This is a genomic window from uncultured Cytophaga sp. (assembly GCF_937863595.1).
Taxonomy (GTDB): Bacteria; Bacteroidota; Bacteroidia; order Cytophagales; family Cytophagaceae; genus Cytophaga.
In genome coordinates this window covers 26,329-45,966 of sequence record NZ_CALMGQ010000078.1, presented here as the reverse complement: position 1 = coordinate 45,966, position 19,638 = coordinate 26,329, and the positions used below count along the sequence as shown (strand labels likewise).

The 19,638-nt window shown below is 37.4% G+C and carries 17 protein-coding genes; 11 read left to right on the top strand and 6 right to left on the bottom strand.

What is annotated here, in order from left to right; translation table 11 throughout:
* Positions 1–416: 416 nt before the first annotated feature.
* On the bottom strand, positions 417–2,297 hold the full coding sequence (nadE, locus tag Q0543_RS07175; protein WP_299250808.1) for an NAD(+) synthase: 1,881 nt from the start codon (positions 2,295–2,297) through the stop codon (positions 417–419).
* A gap of 167 nt (positions 2,298–2,464) precedes the next feature.
* Between nadE and Q0543_RS07170 the strand changes: the two genes are divergently transcribed.
* Genes Q0543_RS07170 through Q0543_RS07160 form a run of 3 tightly spaced genes read left to right on the top strand, consistent with a single transcriptional unit; the run spans position 2,465 to position 4,994 of the window.
* On the top strand, positions 2,465–3,505 hold the full coding sequence (locus Q0543_RS07170) for an ABC transporter ATP-binding protein (protein WP_299250806.1): 1,041 nt from the start codon (positions 2,465–2,467) through the stop codon (positions 3,503–3,505).
* Positions 3,506–3,523: 18 nt separating this feature from the next.
* Complete coding sequence (locus tag Q0543_RS07165; RefSeq protein WP_299250804.1) at positions 3,524–4,600, top strand: o-succinylbenzoate synthase; 1,077 nt, start codon at positions 3,524–3,526, stop codon at positions 4,598–4,600.
* 7 nt (positions 4,601–4,607) lie between these two features.
* Positions 4,608–4,994 carry a hypothetical protein gene (locus Q0543_RS07160; protein ID WP_299250802.1) on the top strand — a complete coding sequence of 129 codons (387 nt, stop codon included), beginning with the start codon at positions 4,608–4,610 and terminating at the stop codon, positions 4,992–4,994.
* 273 nt (positions 4,995–5,267) lie between these two features.
* Here Q0543_RS07160 and Q0543_RS07155 read toward each other — a convergent pair whose 3' ends face one another.
* From Q0543_RS07155 to Q0543_RS07145, 3 genes are all read right to left on the bottom strand, one after another.
* Complete coding sequence (locus tag Q0543_RS07155; RefSeq protein ID WP_299250800.1) at positions 5,268–5,480, bottom strand: hypothetical protein; 213 nt, start codon at positions 5,478–5,480, stop codon at positions 5,268–5,270.
* 185 nt (positions 5,481–5,665) lie between these two features.
* Positions 5,666–6,718, bottom strand: coding sequence for an NAD-dependent epimerase/dehydratase family protein (locus Q0543_RS07150; RefSeq protein ID WP_299250798.1), 1,053 nt, complete (start codon positions 6,716–6,718; stop codon positions 5,666–5,668).
* Positions 6,719–6,788: 70 nt separating this feature from the next.
* Positions 6,789–7,148: an MmcQ/YjbR family DNA-binding protein gene (locus tag Q0543_RS07145; RefSeq protein ID WP_299250796.1), complete on the bottom strand. Its 360-nt coding sequence runs from the start codon at positions 7,146–7,148 to the stop codon at positions 6,789–6,791.
* A gap of 150 nt (positions 7,149–7,298) precedes the next feature.
* Here Q0543_RS07145 and galE point away from each other — a divergent pair, with 150 nt between their 5' ends.
* The 4 genes from galE to Q0543_RS07125 all read left to right on the top strand — a co-directional run bounded on the left by galE (position 7,299) and on the right by Q0543_RS07125 (position 13,507).
* A complete protein-coding gene (galE, locus tag Q0543_RS07140) occupies positions 7,299–8,297 on the top strand; it encodes a UDP-glucose 4-epimerase GalE (protein WP_299250794.1) in 999 nt (332 codons plus the stop codon).
* A gap of 571 nt (positions 8,298–8,868) precedes the next feature.
* Positions 8,869–10,407, top strand: a complete 1,539-nt coding sequence (locus Q0543_RS07135) for a SulP family inorganic anion transporter (protein WP_299250792.1) — start codon at positions 8,869–8,871, stop codon at positions 10,405–10,407.
* 669 nt (positions 10,408–11,076) lie between these two features.
* On the top strand, positions 11,077–12,561 hold the full coding sequence (locus Q0543_RS07130; protein WP_299250790.1) for an alpha-amylase: 1,485 nt from the start codon (positions 11,077–11,079) through the stop codon (positions 12,559–12,561).
* Positions 12,562–12,580: 19 nt separating this feature from the next.
* A complete protein-coding gene (locus Q0543_RS07125) occupies positions 12,581–13,507 on the top strand; it encodes a PHB depolymerase family esterase (RefSeq protein WP_299250788.1) in 927 nt (308 codons plus the stop codon).
* Positions 13,508–13,869: 362 nt separating this feature from the next.
* Here Q0543_RS07125 and Q0543_RS07120 read toward each other — a convergent pair whose 3' ends face one another.
* Both Q0543_RS07120 and Q0543_RS07115 read right to left on the bottom strand, forming a co-directional pair.
* Positions 13,870–14,301, bottom strand: coding sequence for an RNA-binding protein (locus tag Q0543_RS07120; protein WP_299250786.1), 432 nt, complete (start codon positions 14,299–14,301; stop codon positions 13,870–13,872).
* Between the two features lie 218 nt (positions 14,302–14,519).
* Positions 14,520–15,425 (bottom strand): DMT family transporter, encoded by a 906-nt coding sequence (locus Q0543_RS07115; protein WP_299250784.1) that lies wholly within the window; start codon positions 15,423–15,425, stop codon positions 14,520–14,522.
* A gap of 52 nt (positions 15,426–15,477) precedes the next feature.
* Here Q0543_RS07115 and Q0543_RS07110 point away from each other — a divergent pair, with 52 nt between their 5' ends.
* From Q0543_RS07110 to sucD, 4 genes are all read left to right on the top strand, one after another.
* Positions 15,478–15,645: a hypothetical protein gene (locus Q0543_RS07110; protein WP_299250782.1), complete on the top strand. Its 168-nt coding sequence runs from the start codon at positions 15,478–15,480 to the stop codon at positions 15,643–15,645.
* Positions 15,646–15,676: 31 nt separating this feature from the next.
* Complete coding sequence (locus Q0543_RS07105; protein WP_299250780.1) at positions 15,677–16,939, top strand: replication-associated recombination protein A; 1,263 nt, start codon at positions 15,677–15,679, stop codon at positions 16,937–16,939.
* Positions 16,940–17,775: 836 nt separating this feature from the next.
* Entirely contained in the window at positions 17,776–18,642 is an 867-nt protein-coding gene (locus tag Q0543_RS07100) for a DUF6089 family protein (RefSeq protein ID WP_299250778.1), read from the top strand.
* A 108-nt stretch (positions 18,643–18,750) separates the two neighbouring features.
* A complete protein-coding gene (gene sucD, locus Q0543_RS07095) occupies positions 18,751–19,632 on the top strand; it encodes a succinate--CoA ligase subunit alpha (protein ID WP_299250776.1) in 882 nt (293 codons plus the stop codon).
* Positions 19,633–19,638 lie beyond the last annotated feature (6 nt).

The window sequence follows — 19,638 nt, the reverse complement described above, 5'->3', positions numbered from 1 at the left end:
CGAAAACGATTGAAAATGGAGGGGTGTTGCATTTATGATTAGAATCCACCATCTTAATTATCCCATAAATTATAGAAAAGATGAAATTTACACATGTTAATTTATATTTTAAATATGTTGCACTTTCACAAGATGCAGTTAGATGGAAATTAGAATTTATGCAATAATCATAAATATAGGTTTTAAACCTACGTCAATTTCGTTATTGTATGTTTTTCAAAAACAAATCTAAATCTCTAATTAATAAATTACGTTCATTTGTATATCAATTAAAGATTACATTTTCAATCAGCTATGGAAACAAAAAATGAAAGTCACAATACAAAAAGAGTATTTATGGATATCATAGCTAATATGCTAGAAGTAATGCCTGGTGATATTCTTATTATGAGACCCATGCCGAAACAAACTATTATCTATGTAAGTTGATTTAGATCATTTAATTCTTTCTTAAATCCCCCGCTTAATATAGGGAAACGATACCACGAACGTGGATCTATATTGAAATCGTCCATATGAAAGGAGGGTGCGATGCGTTCTCGTTTCCATTGATTGATCGACCATAATTTATAAAACTTTGTTACCCAAAATTTGTATTCATTTTTAGTATGAAGGGTATCCTTAATTAATTCGGAATATACTTCTATGGGAGAAAGTCGTTCTTTAATTGCTTTTCGTTCTATACGAGCCAAAACTTCGTAGGGCATTAAATCCCGTTCGTCGGTTTGTGTATATTCGGTTGGTCGCAATTCGGCAGTAGGTGCCAAACCATTAACAAGAGCTAAGCCATTGTGTTTTCTATTTTTTTCAGCCCAACGCAACCAGTTACGAATGAAATTTTTGTCAACCCCTGCGATCGGAGCAATACCACCTGCTGTATCACCATCCATTGTTGCATAGCCAACATCGCCTTCGCTTCTGTTAGATGTTGTAATTAATAAGGCTTGTTTGATGTTGGTTAGCAACCAGATGATTGGTGCGCGCCCGCGTGCTTGAATGTTTTGTAATGCAAGATCATCTGTTTCCCAAGACAGTTCTCTGCCAATAACAGATTCAATGGTTGATTTATAACTTTCAATTTCGTCGTTAACACTCCAATTGTAAAATGTTGCTCCAATGGAATCGGCAAGTGATTTTGCAGATGTAAATGTTTCTTCACCAGAATTACTAGTTGATTGATACGCAGTAGTGAGAAATACGGAAGTGATTTTTTTAGCTTGTTCTTCAAAAGAAATCAAATGCAATGGTGCGAGATCAAACGCGTTTTCCATGCCCGATTTTTTTAAAAAAGCATCTAGTCCTAATTCTGCTAATCCTTTTCGAATCATTTCTGCAACCATGATGGCACAAGCTGCTGAGTCTGCACCGCCACTTAATGAAAGGACAAAACCTTTGCTACGACTTTTACGCATGTAGTCAAAAAGTCCGAGTGAAGTAGCTTCCCAAAATTCAAATTCTTTTTCTAAATCATCGTGCGTAAGTGCTATTTCTGACACCTCATTTGAGTCAATATCGATATCAGCATATATCAAGTTTACATTTTTAAACGACAAGCGATCGTTGCGTTGAACCAATTTACCTTTGTGCGCAATAAGTACTTCGCCATCATAAATCATGCGACCTGCTTCGTTGCCTAATAGGTTTGCGTAAATGTAGGTACAGTTAAAACGTTCAGAGCCACCAATGACTAAATCATACCGGATAGCAGATTTTCCAAATGCAAAATGACTGGCACTCGGATTTAATATTAACGTAGCGCCTTTTTCATAATTTCGAATCCCTACACGATCCACGCGCCATGCATCTTCGCAAATTTCAAAACCAATGCGAGCGCCTTTTACATTGTAAAGTACGTCTCCAATGGGATAAGTAATTGTATTGTATTTGAACGTAGTTATATGATTCCGCATCCATGCCGTAAACCATCGCGTTTCGTAGTGTACACCTTCGTTTGCTAAGAATTGTTTTGCTGTAAATCCTTGAACAACTCCATTATCAATCAAGCAAGCACAATTATAGGTATTGCCATTTAAACGAATAGGCAAACCGAGTGCAACTACTATATCTGTACACTCTACTGCAATTTTAAAACAATACTCTAATGCCGTCTCACTTACCCAGTCTGTTAAAAATAAATCTTCACAGCCATAACCCGTAATACATAGCTCGGGTAGGCACAAAATTTCTACGTTTGCATTCTTAGCTTCTTGAATTGCCTCCAAAATATTTGCAACATTATTTTCCCAATCAATGGGAGTTTGATTTATAGCTGCTCCGCCTATCCGCATGATACCCAAAATAAAGTTATGAAGTACTTGAAAGATAAGAAAAATAACGTAAAAAGTGTAACGTTTTATGTGTAAAATGGATAGCCAAAGTCAAAAGGCTTAAAGCTTAACTCTTTTGCCTTAGGCTTTAAGCATTAGGCTTTTCACCTTTCACTTTTTTCACCTACATTTACAGAATGTTATCAGTGAAAAATTTAAGCATGCGCTATCATGAAGGTGTTTTCGATGCCGTTCAGGATATATCATTCGATCTTCCTAAGGGCACTAAACTTGCCATAGTAGGAGAAAGCGGTAGTGGTAAAACAACCTTGTTAAAATTATTGGCAGGTTTATTTGATCCAAGCCAAGGAGAAATATTTTTAAATGAATCTCGGGTACTTGGTCCTGCTCATAATTTAGTTGCTGGTCACGAGCACATTCGTATTGTGTTACAAGATTATGGATTGAAAAAAAATCAATCGCTGAAAGAAAATTTGGAGCATCCTTTGCGTTATGATACACCAGCTGTTCAAGAACAAAAAATTGCAGCTTTTGCTAAAATATTCCACATTCAAGATTTATTAGATCGGAAATCCTATCAATTATCTGGCGGCCAACAACAACGAGCAGCCATTGCTACCTGCTTTGCAGCTAATCCACAGGTAATGTTGATGGATGAGCCCTTTAGCAATTTAGATGTTTTACTTGCAGATCATATACGCATGTATATGATGAAGGAAGTAAAAAAGAATAAAACCAGTTTGGTATTTGTGACGCATCAAACGGCTGATGCGCTTGCCTTAGCAGATAATATTCTTGTGATGCGCAATGGAAATATGGTTCAAATGGGTTCGGTTGAAGAAATTTATGACCAACCTGTTTCTCCATACGTTGCAGCATTATTTTCAGATATCACCTTCTTTCGTTTCTCTAAATTGGAAGACTTGAAATTGAAAGGATTTAAATCTTGTGTAAAAGAGTTAGGCGATACGTTTGTTTCAGGTATTCGTTCTCACGATATTGAAGTTATCACCAAAGGGAAAGGCTTAAGCAAAGCAGTCGTTATTCGAAAAGAATTTCATGGGGATCAATATAAATTATTTTTACGTTTGCCAAATAAATTGCAACTCAAAGCATTTACGGAAGACATGTCCGTACAAGTAGGGGATGTGGTTAAAATAAATTTTACTTTTGAAGATGTGTTGTTATTTTCCAATCAAACAACGTTGGAAGTTTAACAGAACGTATTAAATGTTATGCATATTCGTTGGAAAAAACATCGGTTGGAATTTACATTTCAAGCTGGAACATCTAGAGGTGTATTGTCGCATAAGGATACTTGGATGTTGATTGGTACAGAAAAAGATTCAGAATTTTATGGAGAATGTGGTCCATTAAAAGGATTGAGCATAGACGATCGTCCAGATTTTGAAGCCAAGCTAGAACTCGTGTGCGCACACCTTAACACACGTTCGATTCATGCATGGAATACCTTAGGTTTTGTAGATTCCTTAATTCCAGAATTACAATTGGTTGGGTTTCCTTCCATTGTTATGGGCTTGGAAACCTTACAAGCCGATTATTTGAATGCATGTAAGCAAGAGATTTTTGAAAACAGTTTCTATACCTTTGAAGCGCCCATAGCAATTAATGGTTTGGTTTGGATGAACGAACCCGAGCACATGTTGAATCAAGCCTTGCAGAAAATTGAAGACGGTTTTTCGTGTATCAAATTAAAAGTAGGGGCTATTGATTTTGAAAAAGAATGTTGGATTCTTGAAAAAATCCGTGAACAGTATTCTGAGGATAAAGTTGTGTTGCGTGTAGATGCAAATGGTGCGTTTACAGAACACGATGTGTGGCAAAAATTAGAAAAGCTTGCCGAATATGGAATCCATTCCATTGAGCAGCCAATCAAACCCAAGCAAATAGAATTGATGCGTCAATTGTGCAAGGATGGGGCACTTGATATAGCTTTGGATGAAGAATTGATAGGTGTTTCAACCCTAGAAGAAAAAGAACATCTGTTAGAAGAAATTGATCCGCCCTTTATTATTTTGAAGCCTACTTTACTCGGTGGTTTTGCAGCAACGGACGAATGGATCAAAGCTGCTGAATATAGAGGCATTGAATGGTGGATGACTTCCGCACTAGAATCCAATATTGGGTTGAATGCGATTTGTCAGTTTACCTCTACCTATTCAATTTACATGCCTCAAGGCTTGGGTACAGGCGGATTGTACAGCAACAATATTCCTTCGCCACTTACCGTTTATCGGGGTGGTATTCATTACGATTCAGATAAATCATGGGATTTTTCCCTTCTAAAATAAGAAATTAATGGAATCTGCTAAACCTCGTATTACCATAAATTTTTTGGCACTTGCGTTACAACTTGTTTTGTTTTTTTTATTCTATCTAGGGTTTGAAAAATCAGGATCAGACGAGCCAGCGTTATGGGCTGCCATGACCTATTTGGTATTGGCTTTTGGATTGAGGTATTTTGTGCCGCTGGATTATCGAAAAGGTATACGTGAAATGAAACTTGAAAATTATTCTGAAGCGATTACTTATTTTGATAAAAGTGCTATTTTCTTTTCAAAATACACGTGGGTAGACCGGTTCAGAGTATTTACGCTTTTTAGTATTTCTAAGCTTAGTTATCGTGAAATGTCTGAATTACATAAAGCACATTGTTTGGAATGCTTGAGGCAGGAGAAAAGTTAGCAAGGTGAAATATATAGTTGTAACTAAAGGGTAGTAATTTTTTCCAATCGAACAAAACTATCCCTGCGGGATTACGCAAAGATATGGGCTTGGTTTTTTACTATAAAGATTTGACCCTTACCTGGGTCATAACCTCCTAACAATCATTTGTAAAAAATAAGTAATGTAAACCATTAACAAACCAATTATTCATAAACACTATTGGTTAACCTAATTCGAAAAACATTTATACATTAATATAATAGTGGTATTGTTCCAAATTAAAAATAAGACCTACCTTCCCATTCCTGCACTGACTGCCGTAGGAGTCAAATCTTTATAGTAAACACAAAACCCAAAACGCATACGCGCGCTACCGAAGGTAGCAATAAGCGAGAGCAATAAATATGTCAACAAAACCATCCCTGCGGGATTGTGCGTAAAGGGATGGGCTTGGTTTTTTACTATAAAGATGTGACCCTTACCAGGGTCATTACCTAACATCACAAAGTTGTTGTAACATCCCATTTAACTCTAGATTATTGATCCGAATAATCGGAAACATATTTATTAACTGTTAAGATCAGCACTCTTTAACAGAGCAGTGTTCGAACGAACAAATGTGTCGTCTGAACATTGCGCTTAAAGCCGATTTGTCAGCTGCTAATAAGAACAACAATCTTGCCCCTTCCTTATTTTATAACTCCATTATCAACCAATTGCTGAAACATTTCAACGATAGATGCATCAATCGGACTGTAATGCATATCAAGTTGCTGAACACTTTTTGTATTATCAACTTTCCAGACGTGTCCAATATTGTTGGTAATCATTTTACGTTTAAAGCCTACCAGCGGCGCGAATATCCAAACGATGGATTTTGGTAAGTAGCGTGTTGGTAATGGAAAGGCTTTTCCAAATTTCTTATTTAATGCCTGGGTTAAAGCAAGTAGATTTGTGTTTTCTGCAGAAATAATATATCTCCCAGATGCGGATGGTGTAAAACCAGCCTTAATGTGCGCCTCTGCTACATCACGCACATCTACAAAGCCCAGATAAAATTCAGGTATACCAAAACGCATGCTTCCATCTCCAATTTGTTTTACAATATTAAAACTTTCGGAAGTTGCGAATGGATTTAAGCCTGGTCCGATAACTAGAGATGGATTAATTGTTACAAGATCCCAGCGCGTTTGTTTTTTATTTATTTCCCATGCAGCTTTTTCTGCTACAACTTTAGAGTAATTGTAGGCTTGGTGATTCACACTAGAAGTTGTATTCCAGTTGGCTTCGGTTGCTATTCCATTCGTATACGATTCGCAATCGATTGCATCGCCTATGATTGCAGCGCTGCTGCTTGTTAATACAACACGTTTTACGGATGGCGTTTTTTCAACCGATGATAAAACATTGCGTGTGCCGATTAATGCGGGATCTACTAAATCACGTTGTGGATCTTTTACCTTACTTATAAAGGGAGATGCGGTATGAAAAACCAGTTCACAGTCTTTCATTGCTTCGTCAAAGGATTCCGCTACTAATAAATCTGCTTTGAAATAAATAAGTTTTCCAGCAGATTTTTCTGCAATTGCAGTTAAGTATTTTAATTTTTCTGTGTCGTTGGGATTTCGTACGGTTGCATGAACGGTATATCCTTCGTCTAATAATTTTTTTACAAGCCAACCTGCAACATAGCCCGTTGCTCCTGTTACCAAAACTGGTTTTTCTTTATTAATAGTTGTCATGTGCAGGGTACGATAAAATGAATAAAATTTTCATGTATAAAAGATATACGAAGAAATAAACTGATCGGGTTTATTCGAGGGTATCTATTTCTAGTTTTATTTTTTTTGTTAATCCATTGTAAACGAGATTGTACGAATCGTCGATCCACTCTTTAATAAGCGCATCTTTAACGCTTCCATCGCAGATTATGGTATTCCAATGTTTTTTGCTCATGTGATAACCTGGTAATACACAATGGAATTTCTCTCGCAATTCAATCGCTATTTCAGGCTCGCTTTTAACATTAAATTGAACAGGAGAACTAGATAATGAAAATAGTAAGAATATTTTACCACCTATTTTAAAAACCAGCGTCTCTGCATCAAATGGGAAGCTTTCTTCAACTGCTTTTTTTTGTATGCAATAAGAGCGGAGTTCTTCGCTATTCATGATTGTATCAATTAGATGCTAAACAATGTATCTACAATATGGTGAAATATCTACGATAGAAGCAACTATCCTGAATTTATATGCTTACAACTACAATGTTTGTTACTAAAGGGTTTTTATCTTAAATTTATAGGAAATAAATATCTTTTTATGTCAACTATATTAGTTACGGGTGGTGCGGGTTATATTGGTTCTCATGCAGTTAGAGCATTAGCCAATTTAAATTATAAAGTCATTGTATTAGATAACTTGGTCTATGGACACAAAGAAGCCATTATTAATGCTGACGTTCGGTTTATCGAAGGAGATATAGCAAATAAGGCCTTAGTTAAGGATATCATTAAAACCTATGAAGTAGAGGCGGTGATGCATTTTGCAGCCTATGCCTATGTGGGCGAGTCTGTAACAGATCCGACTAAATATTACAACAACAATCTTGCTTCGTCTATTTTATTATTAGATGCAATGCATGAAGCAGGATGTAAAAATATTATTTTTTCATCTACCTGCGCATCCTATGGTACGCCAAAATACATTCCGATAGATGAATCACATCCACAAGATCCAATCAATCCCTATGGTGCGAGCAAATGGATGTTGGAGCGTGTGATAAAAGATTACCATCATGCGTACGGAATCAATTATGCATTTCTTCGTTATTTCAATGCTTCAGGTTGTGCTGCTGATGGCTTGATTGGTGAAGATCACAATCCTGAACCACATTTAATTCCGTTGATATTAAAAGCTGTGAAAGGCGAACGCGATGCCATTACGGTATTTGGTACCGATTACGAAACACCAGATGGAACCTGTGTACGTGATTACATTCACGTAGAAGATTTAGCTGATGCACACATCAAAGCGTTTACATATTTGTTGAGTGGGAAAGGACCTGTTATTTGTAATCTTGGTACAGGAGTTGGATTTTCTGTAAAAGAAATGATTGAAGCAGCGGAGCGTGTTACGGGTAAAAAAGTTCCGGTAATTTATGGTGATCGCAGAGAAGGAGATCCATCTCACTTAGTAGCCAATCCTGCAAAGGCATTAGCAGCGTTGGGCTGGAAAGCATCATATACAAACATCGAAGATATTATCGCTACCGCTTGGAAGTGGGAGAACGGTGAGCGCAAGGGCAGGTATTCTAAGTAATTATGAATTATGAATGATGAATTATGAATGACCATCTCGCGCGAGTCTTTGACGGGTGTGTATTATTTTGCAGTCTTTGACTGTTTTTTTTCTTGCACATTCACACGGGTATGTATCTTTTTTTTACTAGGGGCGCTGCCCCTAGCTTTGATGTGAAAGGCTTTCAGCCTTTGCTTTCTAGTATTGCTGAGCAGTAAATGTCAATTAAATGCGTTCAATCATGGATTTATATTATTCAGATTCTCCCTATTCAGCATTAAATACCGAACCCATCTCGCGCCAGTCTTTGACGGGTGTGTATTATTTTGCAGTCTTTGACTGTTTTTTTTCTTGCACATTTCAAACAATCAGTGCTCATCCACATTATTGAAAGGCTACATAAAGTGTATGTTTTCAACGCATATGCATTTCAGTTTTCGGCCACGTATCTGTATCTTTGTAAAATCTGCAGAATTAAAATACCATCATATTCAGGGTGCATGTGCTGACATTGTAAGGCAAACATCTTTTGTAGTTTTCTACTAATGCAATATATGCTTCAATCTCAATAAGCATTCTTTAATAATTTTACATGAAATACGTTTTCAATCTATTCGATTTATCTCAAAAAGTTAATTACAGAACCGAAGTCTTGGCGGGTTTAACGGTCGCCATGACGATGATACCTGAGTCTTTATCTTTTGCTATCATGGCAGGCTTTCCTCCTTTGGTAGGTTTGTATGGTGCATTTATTATGGGTTTGGTAACGGCAATCTTTGGCGGTCGTCCGGGTTTGATATCGGGTGGGGCAGGTGCAACGGTTATTGTATTAATTGCTTTGATGCATTCTCATGGATTGGAATATGTGTTCGGTGCAGTTGCTTTAGCAGGTGTCATACAAATACTCGTTGGCTTATTAAAACTCGGGAAATTTATTCGCTTGGTTCCGCAGCCTGTTATGTTTGGTTTTGTAAATGGTTTGGCGATTGTCATTTTTATGGCACAAATTGAACAATTTAAAGCAGTTGTAAACGGACAAACAGCTTGGATTACGGGTACGCCTTTTTTAATTATGGCTGGTTTGGTTATGCTAACCATTGCGATCGTGGTACTTTTGCCTAAAATAACAAAAGTCATTCCTTCTTCCCTTGTGGCAATTATAGTGGTGTTTGCACTTGTAATGCTTTTTAATATTGATACCAAACAAGTGAAAGATATTGCTTCTGTTAGCGGAAGTTTACCACCGTTTCACATTCCGAATTTTCCCTTTACATTTGAAACATTACAAATCATTGCTCCTTATGCGCTTATCATGGCTGCTGTAGGTTTAACAGAAGGGTTACTAACACTAAACTTAGTAGATGAAATTACAGGTACAAAAGGAAACAGCAACAGAGAATGTTTGGCGCAAGGTAGTGCGAATATTTTGAATGGGTTTTTCTTTGGTATGGGTGGTTGCCCTATGATTGCGCAAACACTTGTAAATTTATCTGCTGGCTCTAGAGCACGCTTGTCGGGTATTGTTGCCGCACTAACAATTTTGCTGATCATCTTAGTGGGTGCACCCGTAATTGAGAAACTACCAATGGCTGCTCTAACAGGTGTTATGATTATGGTTGCGATTGGTACTTTCGAGTGGGCCAGCCTACGCATATTTAACAGAATGCCGAAGTCGGATATTTTTGTAATGCTTGTAGTAATGCTTATTACTGTTCTCTTACACAATCTTGCCTTAGCTGTATTGATTGGTGTGATTATTTCAGCTTTGGTTTTTGCATGGGATAATGCAAAACGCATTCGTGCTAAAAAATATGTAGATGAAAAAGGAGTTAAGCATTATGAAATATACGGACCATTGTTTTTTGGTTCAGTAACTTCTTTTTCAGAAAAGTTTGATGTCGCCAATGACCCCAACGAAGTGGTAATTGACTTTGCAGAAAGCAGAGTGGTAGATATGTCTGCCATTGAATCATTAAATGGTATCACAAGTCGTTATCATAAAGCGGGTAAAAAAGTTCAGTTGAAACATTTAAGTAAGGATTGCATTGCCTTGCTTCAAAATGCAGAAGCCATCATTGATGTAAATATCATGGAAGACCCAATCTATATGGTTACAGGGAATGAAAAGTAGACTCTCTGGCTCTTGTTAAGAACAGCCTTCTGGCTGACTCTGGATTAACTCGCGTTACTTTTATTGTCTGTGGGCCACTATAGCCGTCAACTTAAGAAAAATTTTTGTCTGAACTCAATTTTAAACTTATTTGAGTAACATCATAGAGCAGCAGGTGGTTGGCCGAAAAGGCGCAACCACGGCGAGTTGGGGCGGCTAGGAAACGTAGATAGTTACCGACTATGGCAGAGGAAATGAAAAGTAGACTCTCTGGCTCGTTTTAAGAACAGCCTTCTGGCTGACTCTGGATTAACTCGCGTTACTTTTATGGTCTGTGACACAATCTTGAACGTATTCTATGGTTGTGTCACAAACCACGGAAAGGGTTTAAAAAGAATTGCTTCATGCAGCATGTAGAGTTTACAAAGATGTTTTTTCAGAACGTGTCAACCGGTCAATGTTACTATTTTTTCTGATCACTGACCACTTTTTCACTGATCACTCCCAATCCAAACATGTTATTATTGAAACATTTTTCATAAATGATGTAAAAATATTCGCTTGTTTCAATCTAGATTTGTTTACTATCACGACCATCGATTATGCATTTATAGAGAGTTTCTATCTTCATGCAAATCAATTCGTTCTATCACTTCATTAACCTATTCAAACTTTAAACACATACGTCACATGTTAAACGGAATCATGCTTCAATTTTTTCACTGGTATTCATGGGAAGGTGGTAATTTGTGGAATTACTTAAAAGACGAAGCTCCTAAACTCGCAGATCTTGGTGTTACTGCAGTATGGTTGCCTCCAGCTAGTAAAGGTTCAGAAGGAATGAATTCTAGAGGATACGATGTATATGATTTATACGACTTGGGAGAATTTTACCAGAAAGGTACTGTACGTACGCGATATGGTTCTAAAGAGGAGTATATAGAATGTATAAAAGTACTTCAAGAACATGGAATTACAGCAATTGCTGATATTGTATTAAACCACAAAGGTGGTGGCGACGAAACAGAAAAAGTTTGGGTTAAAAAAGTGAATCCAGAAAATCGGAATGAGTTTATAAGCGACCGTTTTGAAATTGAAGCGTATACAAAATTCACATTTCCTGGAAGACAGAAACAGTACTCTGATTTTGAATGGAACTCCCAATGCTTTTCAGGAGTAGATTATGATGCTGGTAATAAAGAAACAGCAATCTACAGCATTCAAAATGAATACGGTGATGGCTGGGAAGAAGTGATTGATATTGAAAAAGGAAACTTTGATTATTTGATGTGCTGTGACATTGAATACCGCAATCAAGCGGTGCGTGATGAAATTAAAAATTGGGGTAAATGGTTTTTAGATACTACTGGTTTTAACGGCATGCGCTTAGACGCGATTAAACATATATCTCCGAGGTTTATAAACGAGTTTTTAGATCACATGCGTGGCTTGAAAAATGATTTGTTTGTTGTGGGCGAATATTGGGCTCCTGGAGATTTGCCTTTATTGAAACGATACATAGAAGCTACACAAGGTCGCATGAGTTTATTTGATGCCTCATTGCATCATAATTTCTTCGATGCATCTCAAGCTGGCAGAGATTATAATATGGCAACTATTTTTGATGGTAGTTTAGTACAGGCAGTTCCCGCATTGGCCGTTACCTTGGTTGCAAATCACGATACGCAACCCTTGCAAGCATTGGAAGCACCTGTGAATCCTTGGTTCAAATCATTAGCCTACGCACTCGTATTGTTGAGAGAAAGAGGATATCCGTGTGTGTTCTATCCAGATTTATATGGAGCTTCTTATAAAGACAAAGGGAAGGACGGAAATGAATACGAAATATTTATGCCTAAATGCGATCATTTAGAAAACTTACTAAAAGCGCGAAAAGAAGTAGCATTTGGATATCAACGTGATTATTTCGATCATCCCAATTGTGTTGGTTGGACTCGCGAAGGTAAAGAAGACGACGATAAAACTGGTTGTGCTGTATTGTTATCAAATGGCGAAAATGGCACGAAGCATATGGAAATTGGTAGACGTCATGCAGGTAAAGCATTTTACGATTACTTAGGAGTAATTCAAGAAGAAGTACACGTGGATGATAACGGTTGGGCGGAGTTTAGATGTAACGGCGGAAATGTTTCTGTTTGGGTACAACGTTTATAATTTAATAAAATAAATAATAATGATGGGTTGGATAGGAGAAATGAGAGGTAAGAGAATATTCAGATTTGTTAAAGTAATATGCATCTGTGCATTTGTGTTAAACGGAAGTGTGGTATTTGCTCAAAAAAATAATTCAAAACACGATTCTAAAAAGGCTAGATATAGCATTCATCTTCCAAAGGGTTATACTTCTTCTAAAACGTATCCATTGGTATTTAATTTCCATGGAATGGGCTCGAAAGCCGTTAAGCACGAGCATTATTGTAAGATGGATAAAGTGGCAGACAAGGAAGGTTTCATCGTTGTGTATCCACAGTCTACACATTTTGGTTGGAATGCAGGTTTGGGATTTGCATCGTATACCAATGGTCCGGATGATATAGGAGATTTAAATAAATTATTAGATACGCTCGAGTCAATGTATTCCATCGATAAAAAAAGAGTGTATGCTACAGGTGTTAGTTTAGGTGGTTCATTGGTATACAGAATCGCATGTGAAATGAGCGATCGTATTGCTGCTGTTGCTTCCGTTTCTGGATTGATGACAGATAGCACACTCGTACATTGTAATGCTGAACGGCATATACCAATCTTACACATGCATGGAACCAGTGATTTTATTATGAGTTACGATGGCAAGCATCAAGCAAATGGGGTAGAAGAGTTGCTAAAAATTTGGACGTTGAAAAATCAATGTGTTCAAAAACCGGATACCATTCAAGTTCCGAACAGAGATAAAAAAGATCACTCAACGGTTCAATTGATAAACTATAAAGATTGTGCGGGCAAATCGGAAGTGTGGTTTTATAAAATAAAAAATGGTGGACATGCTTGGCCGGGTGGTGGAAACAAATTCAGAATAATGGGCACAAAAAATGACGATTTTAATGGCAGTCAAGCTGTATGGGATTTCTTTAAAAAGTTCACGCTGGATACTGGTAAGTAGATTGAAATGTAAGATAGTTAATTATTCTATTGGTACCATGCTATTGTGTTAAACGAAAAGGAACTATGGGTATTTAATATGTTTTTTTTAGATACCATTTTATATCCTAATCAAACACGGTAAATAGGTACTTCCTTTAAATAATTGGCGAAAATAATTATTCAAATTAAATTAGATAAAAAAAATTATAAGTTAGCAGCCCCTTTTATTCTATACTCCGTACTCGATACTCCGTACTTAATACACCGTACGTAGTACTGTTATTTCGCCTTAGGCCTTAATCTTTCCGCTTTAAGCGCTCCCATATAAACAAAAAAAGCTTCGTATTACTACGAAGCTTTTTTATATATTAAGAGTGTTGATTAACGATCACCTCTACCGCTACGACCGTTACCGCTTCCGCCATAACCACGGCTTTCGCCGCCGCCACCGCCACCGCCGTAACCACCGCCGCCGTATCCACCACCGCCGCCACGGTTTCCACCGCCGCCGCCGTAGCCACCGCCACCGCCGTTACCACCACCGCTGAATCCACTTCTTCTTGGACCATCTTTTTTCTCTTCTGATTTGTTAACAACGATTGTACGTCCGTTAACTTCAGCTCCGTTTAATTCGTCGATTGCTTTTTGTGCTGCTGCATCATCTGGCATTTCAACAAAACCGAAACCTTTACTTCTACCTGTGAATTTATCAGAGATGATTTTCGCTGAACTTACTTCACCGTATTCTTCAAAAAATTCTTTTAATTCGTTTTCTTCTAAACTAAATGGAAGGCTTCCAACAAAGATGTTCATAATTCTAAATGACCTAGTGTAAATTGATTATACTTTATAATACAAAAATAACCTTATTTTACTCAAGTACTAGAAATTCTACTTTTAATTTTGGTCTTCTTATAGGGAAAAATACCCTTTTTTGAAGCCATAAATTTTAATCAATTATCTAAGATACATCCTTTAAATAGCTGTTTTTTTTATAAAATGCTTTTAATTAAGTCTTTGAAAATGCATTTTTATTGAGCGGAGTCGTCTAATGTTGTGCTTTTTGTACTTTTGCCAACCAAATATACACCTACTAAAATGGCTATCGAGCTCAGTAATTTTTTGTCGTCTAGCGCATCAGATCCAAAATACAAGGCCACCAAGGTTGTTACAATGGGTTGAATATAGACATACATGCTCGAAACAGCCGGGCTGATATCTTTCAAAACATCTACACCAATATAATAATTTACGATGGTAGCAAAGACCACAATAAAGCCAAGCGATAACCACGCATAGGTTGGTATGTGCAGCCAATCGGTCGTTGTATAGTTTAAATAACTATAAGGAAAACTCAAACATGCACCCATTAAAAAAATCCAAAAGATAACCGTTACCGAATCGTAGGTGCGCATCAATTGGCGTGCGAGTATTAAAAAAATGCCATAGGAAATCGCGTTGATTAGAATAAATACATCGCCAATAAATAAGCCTTCAAACTTTCCTCTGGAATCTAATAACAATATCACGGCACCCGTTGCACTTAACAACAAGCCAAACAGATTCCAAGCATTCATTTTTTCTTTTAGAAACGCAATGGAAAGTATAAACACCGTGATGGGAATCCCAGACATAATCAAGGATGTATTGATGGGAGAGGTTCTACTCAAGCCTTCAAAGAAAAATATTTGATTGATAACAATTCCAAAAATGGCACACAAAAATAAACGGACATAATCTTTCTGTTCTATTTTAAAGGAGCGCTTGCTTAAAGCAATAAATAGCAAGAAGAACGTGGCTGTGCACACCATGCGTATCCAAATGATGCTGGAAGCTTGAATAAACTCCGGCATCACTTTTTTTGCTATCGTATAATTGAAACCTGATATAATGGTAAGTATGGTTAAAAAAATATGCGCGCGGACTATTCTGTTCATAATAGGAATTGGAAGCACAATTTTATGTAAATTTACTGTAGCAACCTCGTACTTGGACGGAAAAATAGTAATTCTTCCAGTAAGTGCCGTGCTTGGTCTTTTGACCAACCATCTTGTGCGTCGCCGTTTTGCCATGCTTGGTCTTTTGACAAAGCAACCTCTGCTTTCAGAAAAGAAGGCGGTGATTACAAATCACAAAAACGATTCCGCGTTAAAATAACATTCAATACTATCTCAAGACCATTACCACTATGCAACTGATCCCTTTGGCGGAACGTATGCGCCCGCAAACCATCGACGAAGTTTATGGACAAAAGCATCTAATCGGCGAAGGCATGGTTTTTAGACGATTTGTGGAAGAAGGTAAAATGCCTTCGATGATTTTATGGGGGCCGCCAGGCGTGGGAAAAACTACCTTAGCGCAGCTCTTAGCAAATAAAATGGGTTTGCCTTTTTATACCTTATCTGCTATCAGCGCAGGTGTCAAAGAAGTGCGCGAGGTAATTGCCAATGCGCAACAACAAGGCAAAGCGGTTTTATTTATCGATGAAATTCACCGTTTTAGTAAATCGCAACAAGATGCGTTACTTGGTGCGGTCGAAAAAGGAATCATACAATTGATTGGTGCAACTACTGAAAATCCTTCTTTTCAAGTAATATCTGCTTTGTTATCCCGTTCTCAAGTATACGTGTTGCAATCCTTGAGCGAAGAAGAATTGGTGCTGTTGATGCATCATGCGATTCAGAACGATGCATATTTAAAAACACGAAACATTACCATTCAAGAACATGAATCGTTACTCCGTTTATCGGGTGGCGATGCGCGGAAGCTATTGAATTTACTGGAGTTGGTAATCGATGCTGCGGGTAAAGGCGATATCGTTATTACGGATGAATACGTACAAAAAATTGCACAGAAGAAAGTTGCTTCTTACGATAAAAATGGAGAGATGCATTACGATGTTATTTCTGCATTCATAAAATCCGTTCGAGGCAGCGATCCAAACGCCGCAGTATATTGGCTTGCACGTATGATTGAAGGCGGAGAAGAAGTGGATTTCATTGCACGACGATTATTAATTTTAGCTTCCGAAGATATTGGAAATGCCAATCCCACTGCACTGGTAATGGCTACTACCGCCTTTGATGCCGTGCGTGTGATCGGCTGGCCCGAATCCAGAATTATTTTATCGCAGGTAACAACCTACTTAGCATCTTCTCCCAAAAGTAACGCCTCCTACATGGCCATCAACGAAGCTCAGCAATTGGTGCGCTCCATGGGCGACTTACCCGTACCATTACATTTGCGTAATGCGCCAACCAAATTGATGAAAAATCTAGACTACGGAAAAGAATATAAATACGCACATTCCTACGAAAATAATTTTGTAGAACAAGAATACATGCCCGACAAACTCGCCAACAAAAAAATCTACGAACCGGGTAATAGCGCGCGCGAGAATGAACTTCGAGTGTTTCTGCAGAAGAGGTGGAAGGCGAAGTATAAGTATTGAAGAGTACTTAGTACGGAGTACAAAGATTATGATCTTAGTATGGATTTTATAAAATCAAGTTTCGTGAAGGATGTAATCAATAATTTGAAAAAATAAATAAACGTTCATATTATCTATTAACTCTAACAATACTGTAAATACTAGATAAATATTTTTTCAAAGCAATATTTAATGTTTAAACCAAACGGCCTCATTTCAAATTGCGTTAAGAAATTATGGCTTATGGAGCTTTTTAAACGCTACAACTAGTCCTTTTTCAGGACGGTTTTGTAGCGTTAGCTCCCTAAGACATAATTTTAGCTAATTTGAAATCAGCCTTGATTTTTTGGTTCTTTTGTATCAAGACAAAAGAACAGAAGAATCGATAACAATCCATACCTGATATTTATAAAGAAAGATTTTTAGAAATTATTTTTTTAATTATACCAATTAGAAAAATCATATGTAATCTATTCAAATTATAAAATGGAAAGGTTTAAATAGTGTAATGAACGAATCGACATTTAACAATTAATTGCATAACTCACATTAACGAATCAATAAAGAAACTTTAATATTCAACCTTACAATCTATCTACAGCAAACAAATGGTTGGCAGTTTACAATCCTGATTTTTCAAATACTAGGTACATTTGTGACCGTAAACGTGCCAATCCATGGCTTATAAATCTTATCAGATTTACGCTATTCTTATTATTTATCTAGTTAAATACCAATTAGCACTAGAAACATAATCTTTGTACTTCGTACTCTGTACTCAGTACTTTTTTTCCTATCTTTAGCCAACAAACCGTATACATTTCCCTGTGTTAAAACGAAGCCTTTTTTTTATACTCTTGAACGTACTAGCACTTCCTTCCTTTGCACAAAAAAAAGGTAGAACTGCAACGTATTATTCATTGGGTGTACAGGGTATGGGAAGCTATTTTTTTGGAGATGTATCTTCGGGAATAAAAACCATACGTTGGGGTACGGGCTTACAATACTTACATAAAATTACGCCCAATTTTGCATTGACTACAGATGTAAATTACATTCGTTTGGTGGCAGACGACAATGCCGTATCTTCTCCAAAAAGGAACCGAACTCAAAATGCATACATTCGAAATTTGCACATGCGCAACGATGTGATTGAAATAGGCCTGCATGGGCGCTATGAATTTTTACCTACCTTTGATTATTTTACCAAGCGCAAAAAAATAAACGGATTTGCAACCCTTGGTATCGGACTTTTATATACCAATCCCAAAGCAAAAGACTCGACAGGGAATTGGCGCAATTTAAGAACCATTCAAACCGAAAATCATTCCTACTCGGCATTTACTGCTTACATTCCTGTTTCAGTAGGAGTGACATATAAAATTAGCAGTCATTTTGATATTGAGTTCGAATTGGGCTATCGATTTACTTTTACCGACTATTTGGACGATGCCAAAGGTACCTATGTAGATCCTGCACGTTTGAATTCTTCCGATGCCAAGTATTTCTCCAATCGTTCTGCTCAAGCAACCGATTCATATTCAGGAGATAAAAGAAACTTAACATACATTCAGAATGATTTGGGTTATCCCGTTCTAACCACTTCAGATGGCTATTCCTACGTTTCTAGTACCTCCGCTGGACAAAATCGAGGAACACGTTTTGGATTGGATGGCTATTTTGTTGCCATGGTCCGAATCGTCTATATTATCCCTAGAAAGTAGTATTTGTCCACCAAATGCGCTTTTAATGCAATTTTAATAGCAATAGGCTTTTTTTAACCCTGAAATCTTTTATTTTTGTAAGACTTAAATCCATTTAGCACTAATAAAATGAGCGTTCTAGTAAATAAAAATTCAAAAGTAATCGTACAAGGTTTTACGGGTACGGAAGGCAGTTTCCACGCACAACAAATGATTGAGTATGGAACAAATGTAGTTGGTGGTGTTACTCCAGGTAAAGGCGGTTCTTCTCACTTAGATAAACCAGTATTCAATACGGTTGCAGATGCAGTTGCTAAAACAGGTGCAGATGTATCCATCATTTTTGTTCCGCCAGCATTTGCTGCCGATGCAATCATGGAAGCCGCAGATGCAGGTATTAAAGTTATTATTTGTATTACAGAAGGTATCCCAGTTCGTGATATGATTGATGCAAAAGCATACGTTACAGCGCGCAAAATTACGTTGATTGGTCCAAACTGTCCAGGTGTAATCACTCCCGGCGAAGCGAAAGTTGGTATCATGCCAGGTTTTATTTTCAAAAAAGGTCGTATCGGTATTGTATCTAAATCAGGTACCTTAACATACGAAGCAGCCGATCAAATTGTGAAAGCAGGTTTCGGTATTTCTACTGCTATTGGTATTGGTGGTGATCCAATCATTGGTACAACTACAAAAGAAGCAGTTGAATTATTGATGAACGATCCTGAAACGGATGGTATCATTATGATTGGTGAAATCGGTGGACAATTAGAAGGCGATGCAGCAAAATGGATTAAAGCACACGGTACTAAACCCGTGGTAGGCTTTATTGCAGGTCAAACAGCTCCTCCAGGACGTCGTATGGGTCACGCAGGTGCAATTGTTGGTGGTGCAGACGATACAGCAGCAGCGAAGATGAAAATCATGGCTGAGTGTGGTATTTTCGTAGTACAATCTCCAGCAGACATTGGCGAAACAATGGCTAAAGTTATGAAGAAAGAATTGGTGTAATGTTTT

Excerpts from the sequence above, each read along its gene's own strand:
- Q0543_RS07170 (WP_299250806.1), top strand. The coding sequence starts at position 2,465 with ATGTTATCAGTGAAAAATTTAAGCATGCGCTATCATGAAGGTGTTTTC.
- Q0543_RS07165 (WP_299250804.1), top strand. The coding sequence starts at position 3,524 with ATGCATATTCGTTGGAAAAAACATCGGTTGGAATTTACATTTCAAGCT.
- Q0543_RS07160 (WP_299250802.1), top strand. The coding sequence starts at position 4,608 with ATGGAATCTGCTAAACCTCGTATTACCATAAATTTTTTGGCACTTGCG.
- Q0543_RS07150 (WP_299250798.1), bottom strand. The coding sequence starts at position 6,718 with ATGACAACTATTAATAAAGAAAAACCAGTTTTGGTAACAGGAGCAACG.
- Q0543_RS07145 (WP_299250796.1), bottom strand. The coding sequence starts at position 7,148 with ATGAATAGCGAAGAACTCCGCTCTTATTGCATACAAAAAAAAGCAGTT.
- galE (WP_299250794.1), top strand. The coding sequence starts at position 7,299 with ATGTCAACTATATTAGTTACGGGTGGTGCGGGTTATATTGGTTCTCAT.
- Q0543_RS07135 (WP_299250792.1), top strand. The coding sequence starts at position 8,869 with ATGAAATACGTTTTCAATCTATTCGATTTATCTCAAAAAGTTAATTAC.
- Q0543_RS07130 (WP_299250790.1), top strand. The coding sequence starts at position 11,077 with ATGTTAAACGGAATCATGCTTCAATTTTTTCACTGGTATTCATGGGAA.
- Q0543_RS07125 (WP_299250788.1), top strand. The coding sequence starts at position 12,581 with ATGATGGGTTGGATAGGAGAAATGAGAGGTAAGAGAATATTCAGATTT.
- Q0543_RS07120 (WP_299250786.1), bottom strand. The coding sequence starts at position 14,301 with ATGAACATCTTTGTTGGAAGCCTTCCATTTAGTTTAGAAGAAAACGAA.
- Q0543_RS07115 (WP_299250784.1), bottom strand. The coding sequence starts at position 15,425 with ATGAACAGAATAGTCCGCGCGCATATTTTTTTAACCATACTTACCATT.
- Q0543_RS07105 (WP_299250780.1), top strand. The coding sequence starts at position 15,677 with ATGCAACTGATCCCTTTGGCGGAACGTATGCGCCCGCAAACCATCGAC.
- sucD (WP_299250776.1), top strand. The coding sequence starts at position 18,751 with ATGAGCGTTCTAGTAAATAAAAATTCAAAAGTAATCGTACAAGGTTTT.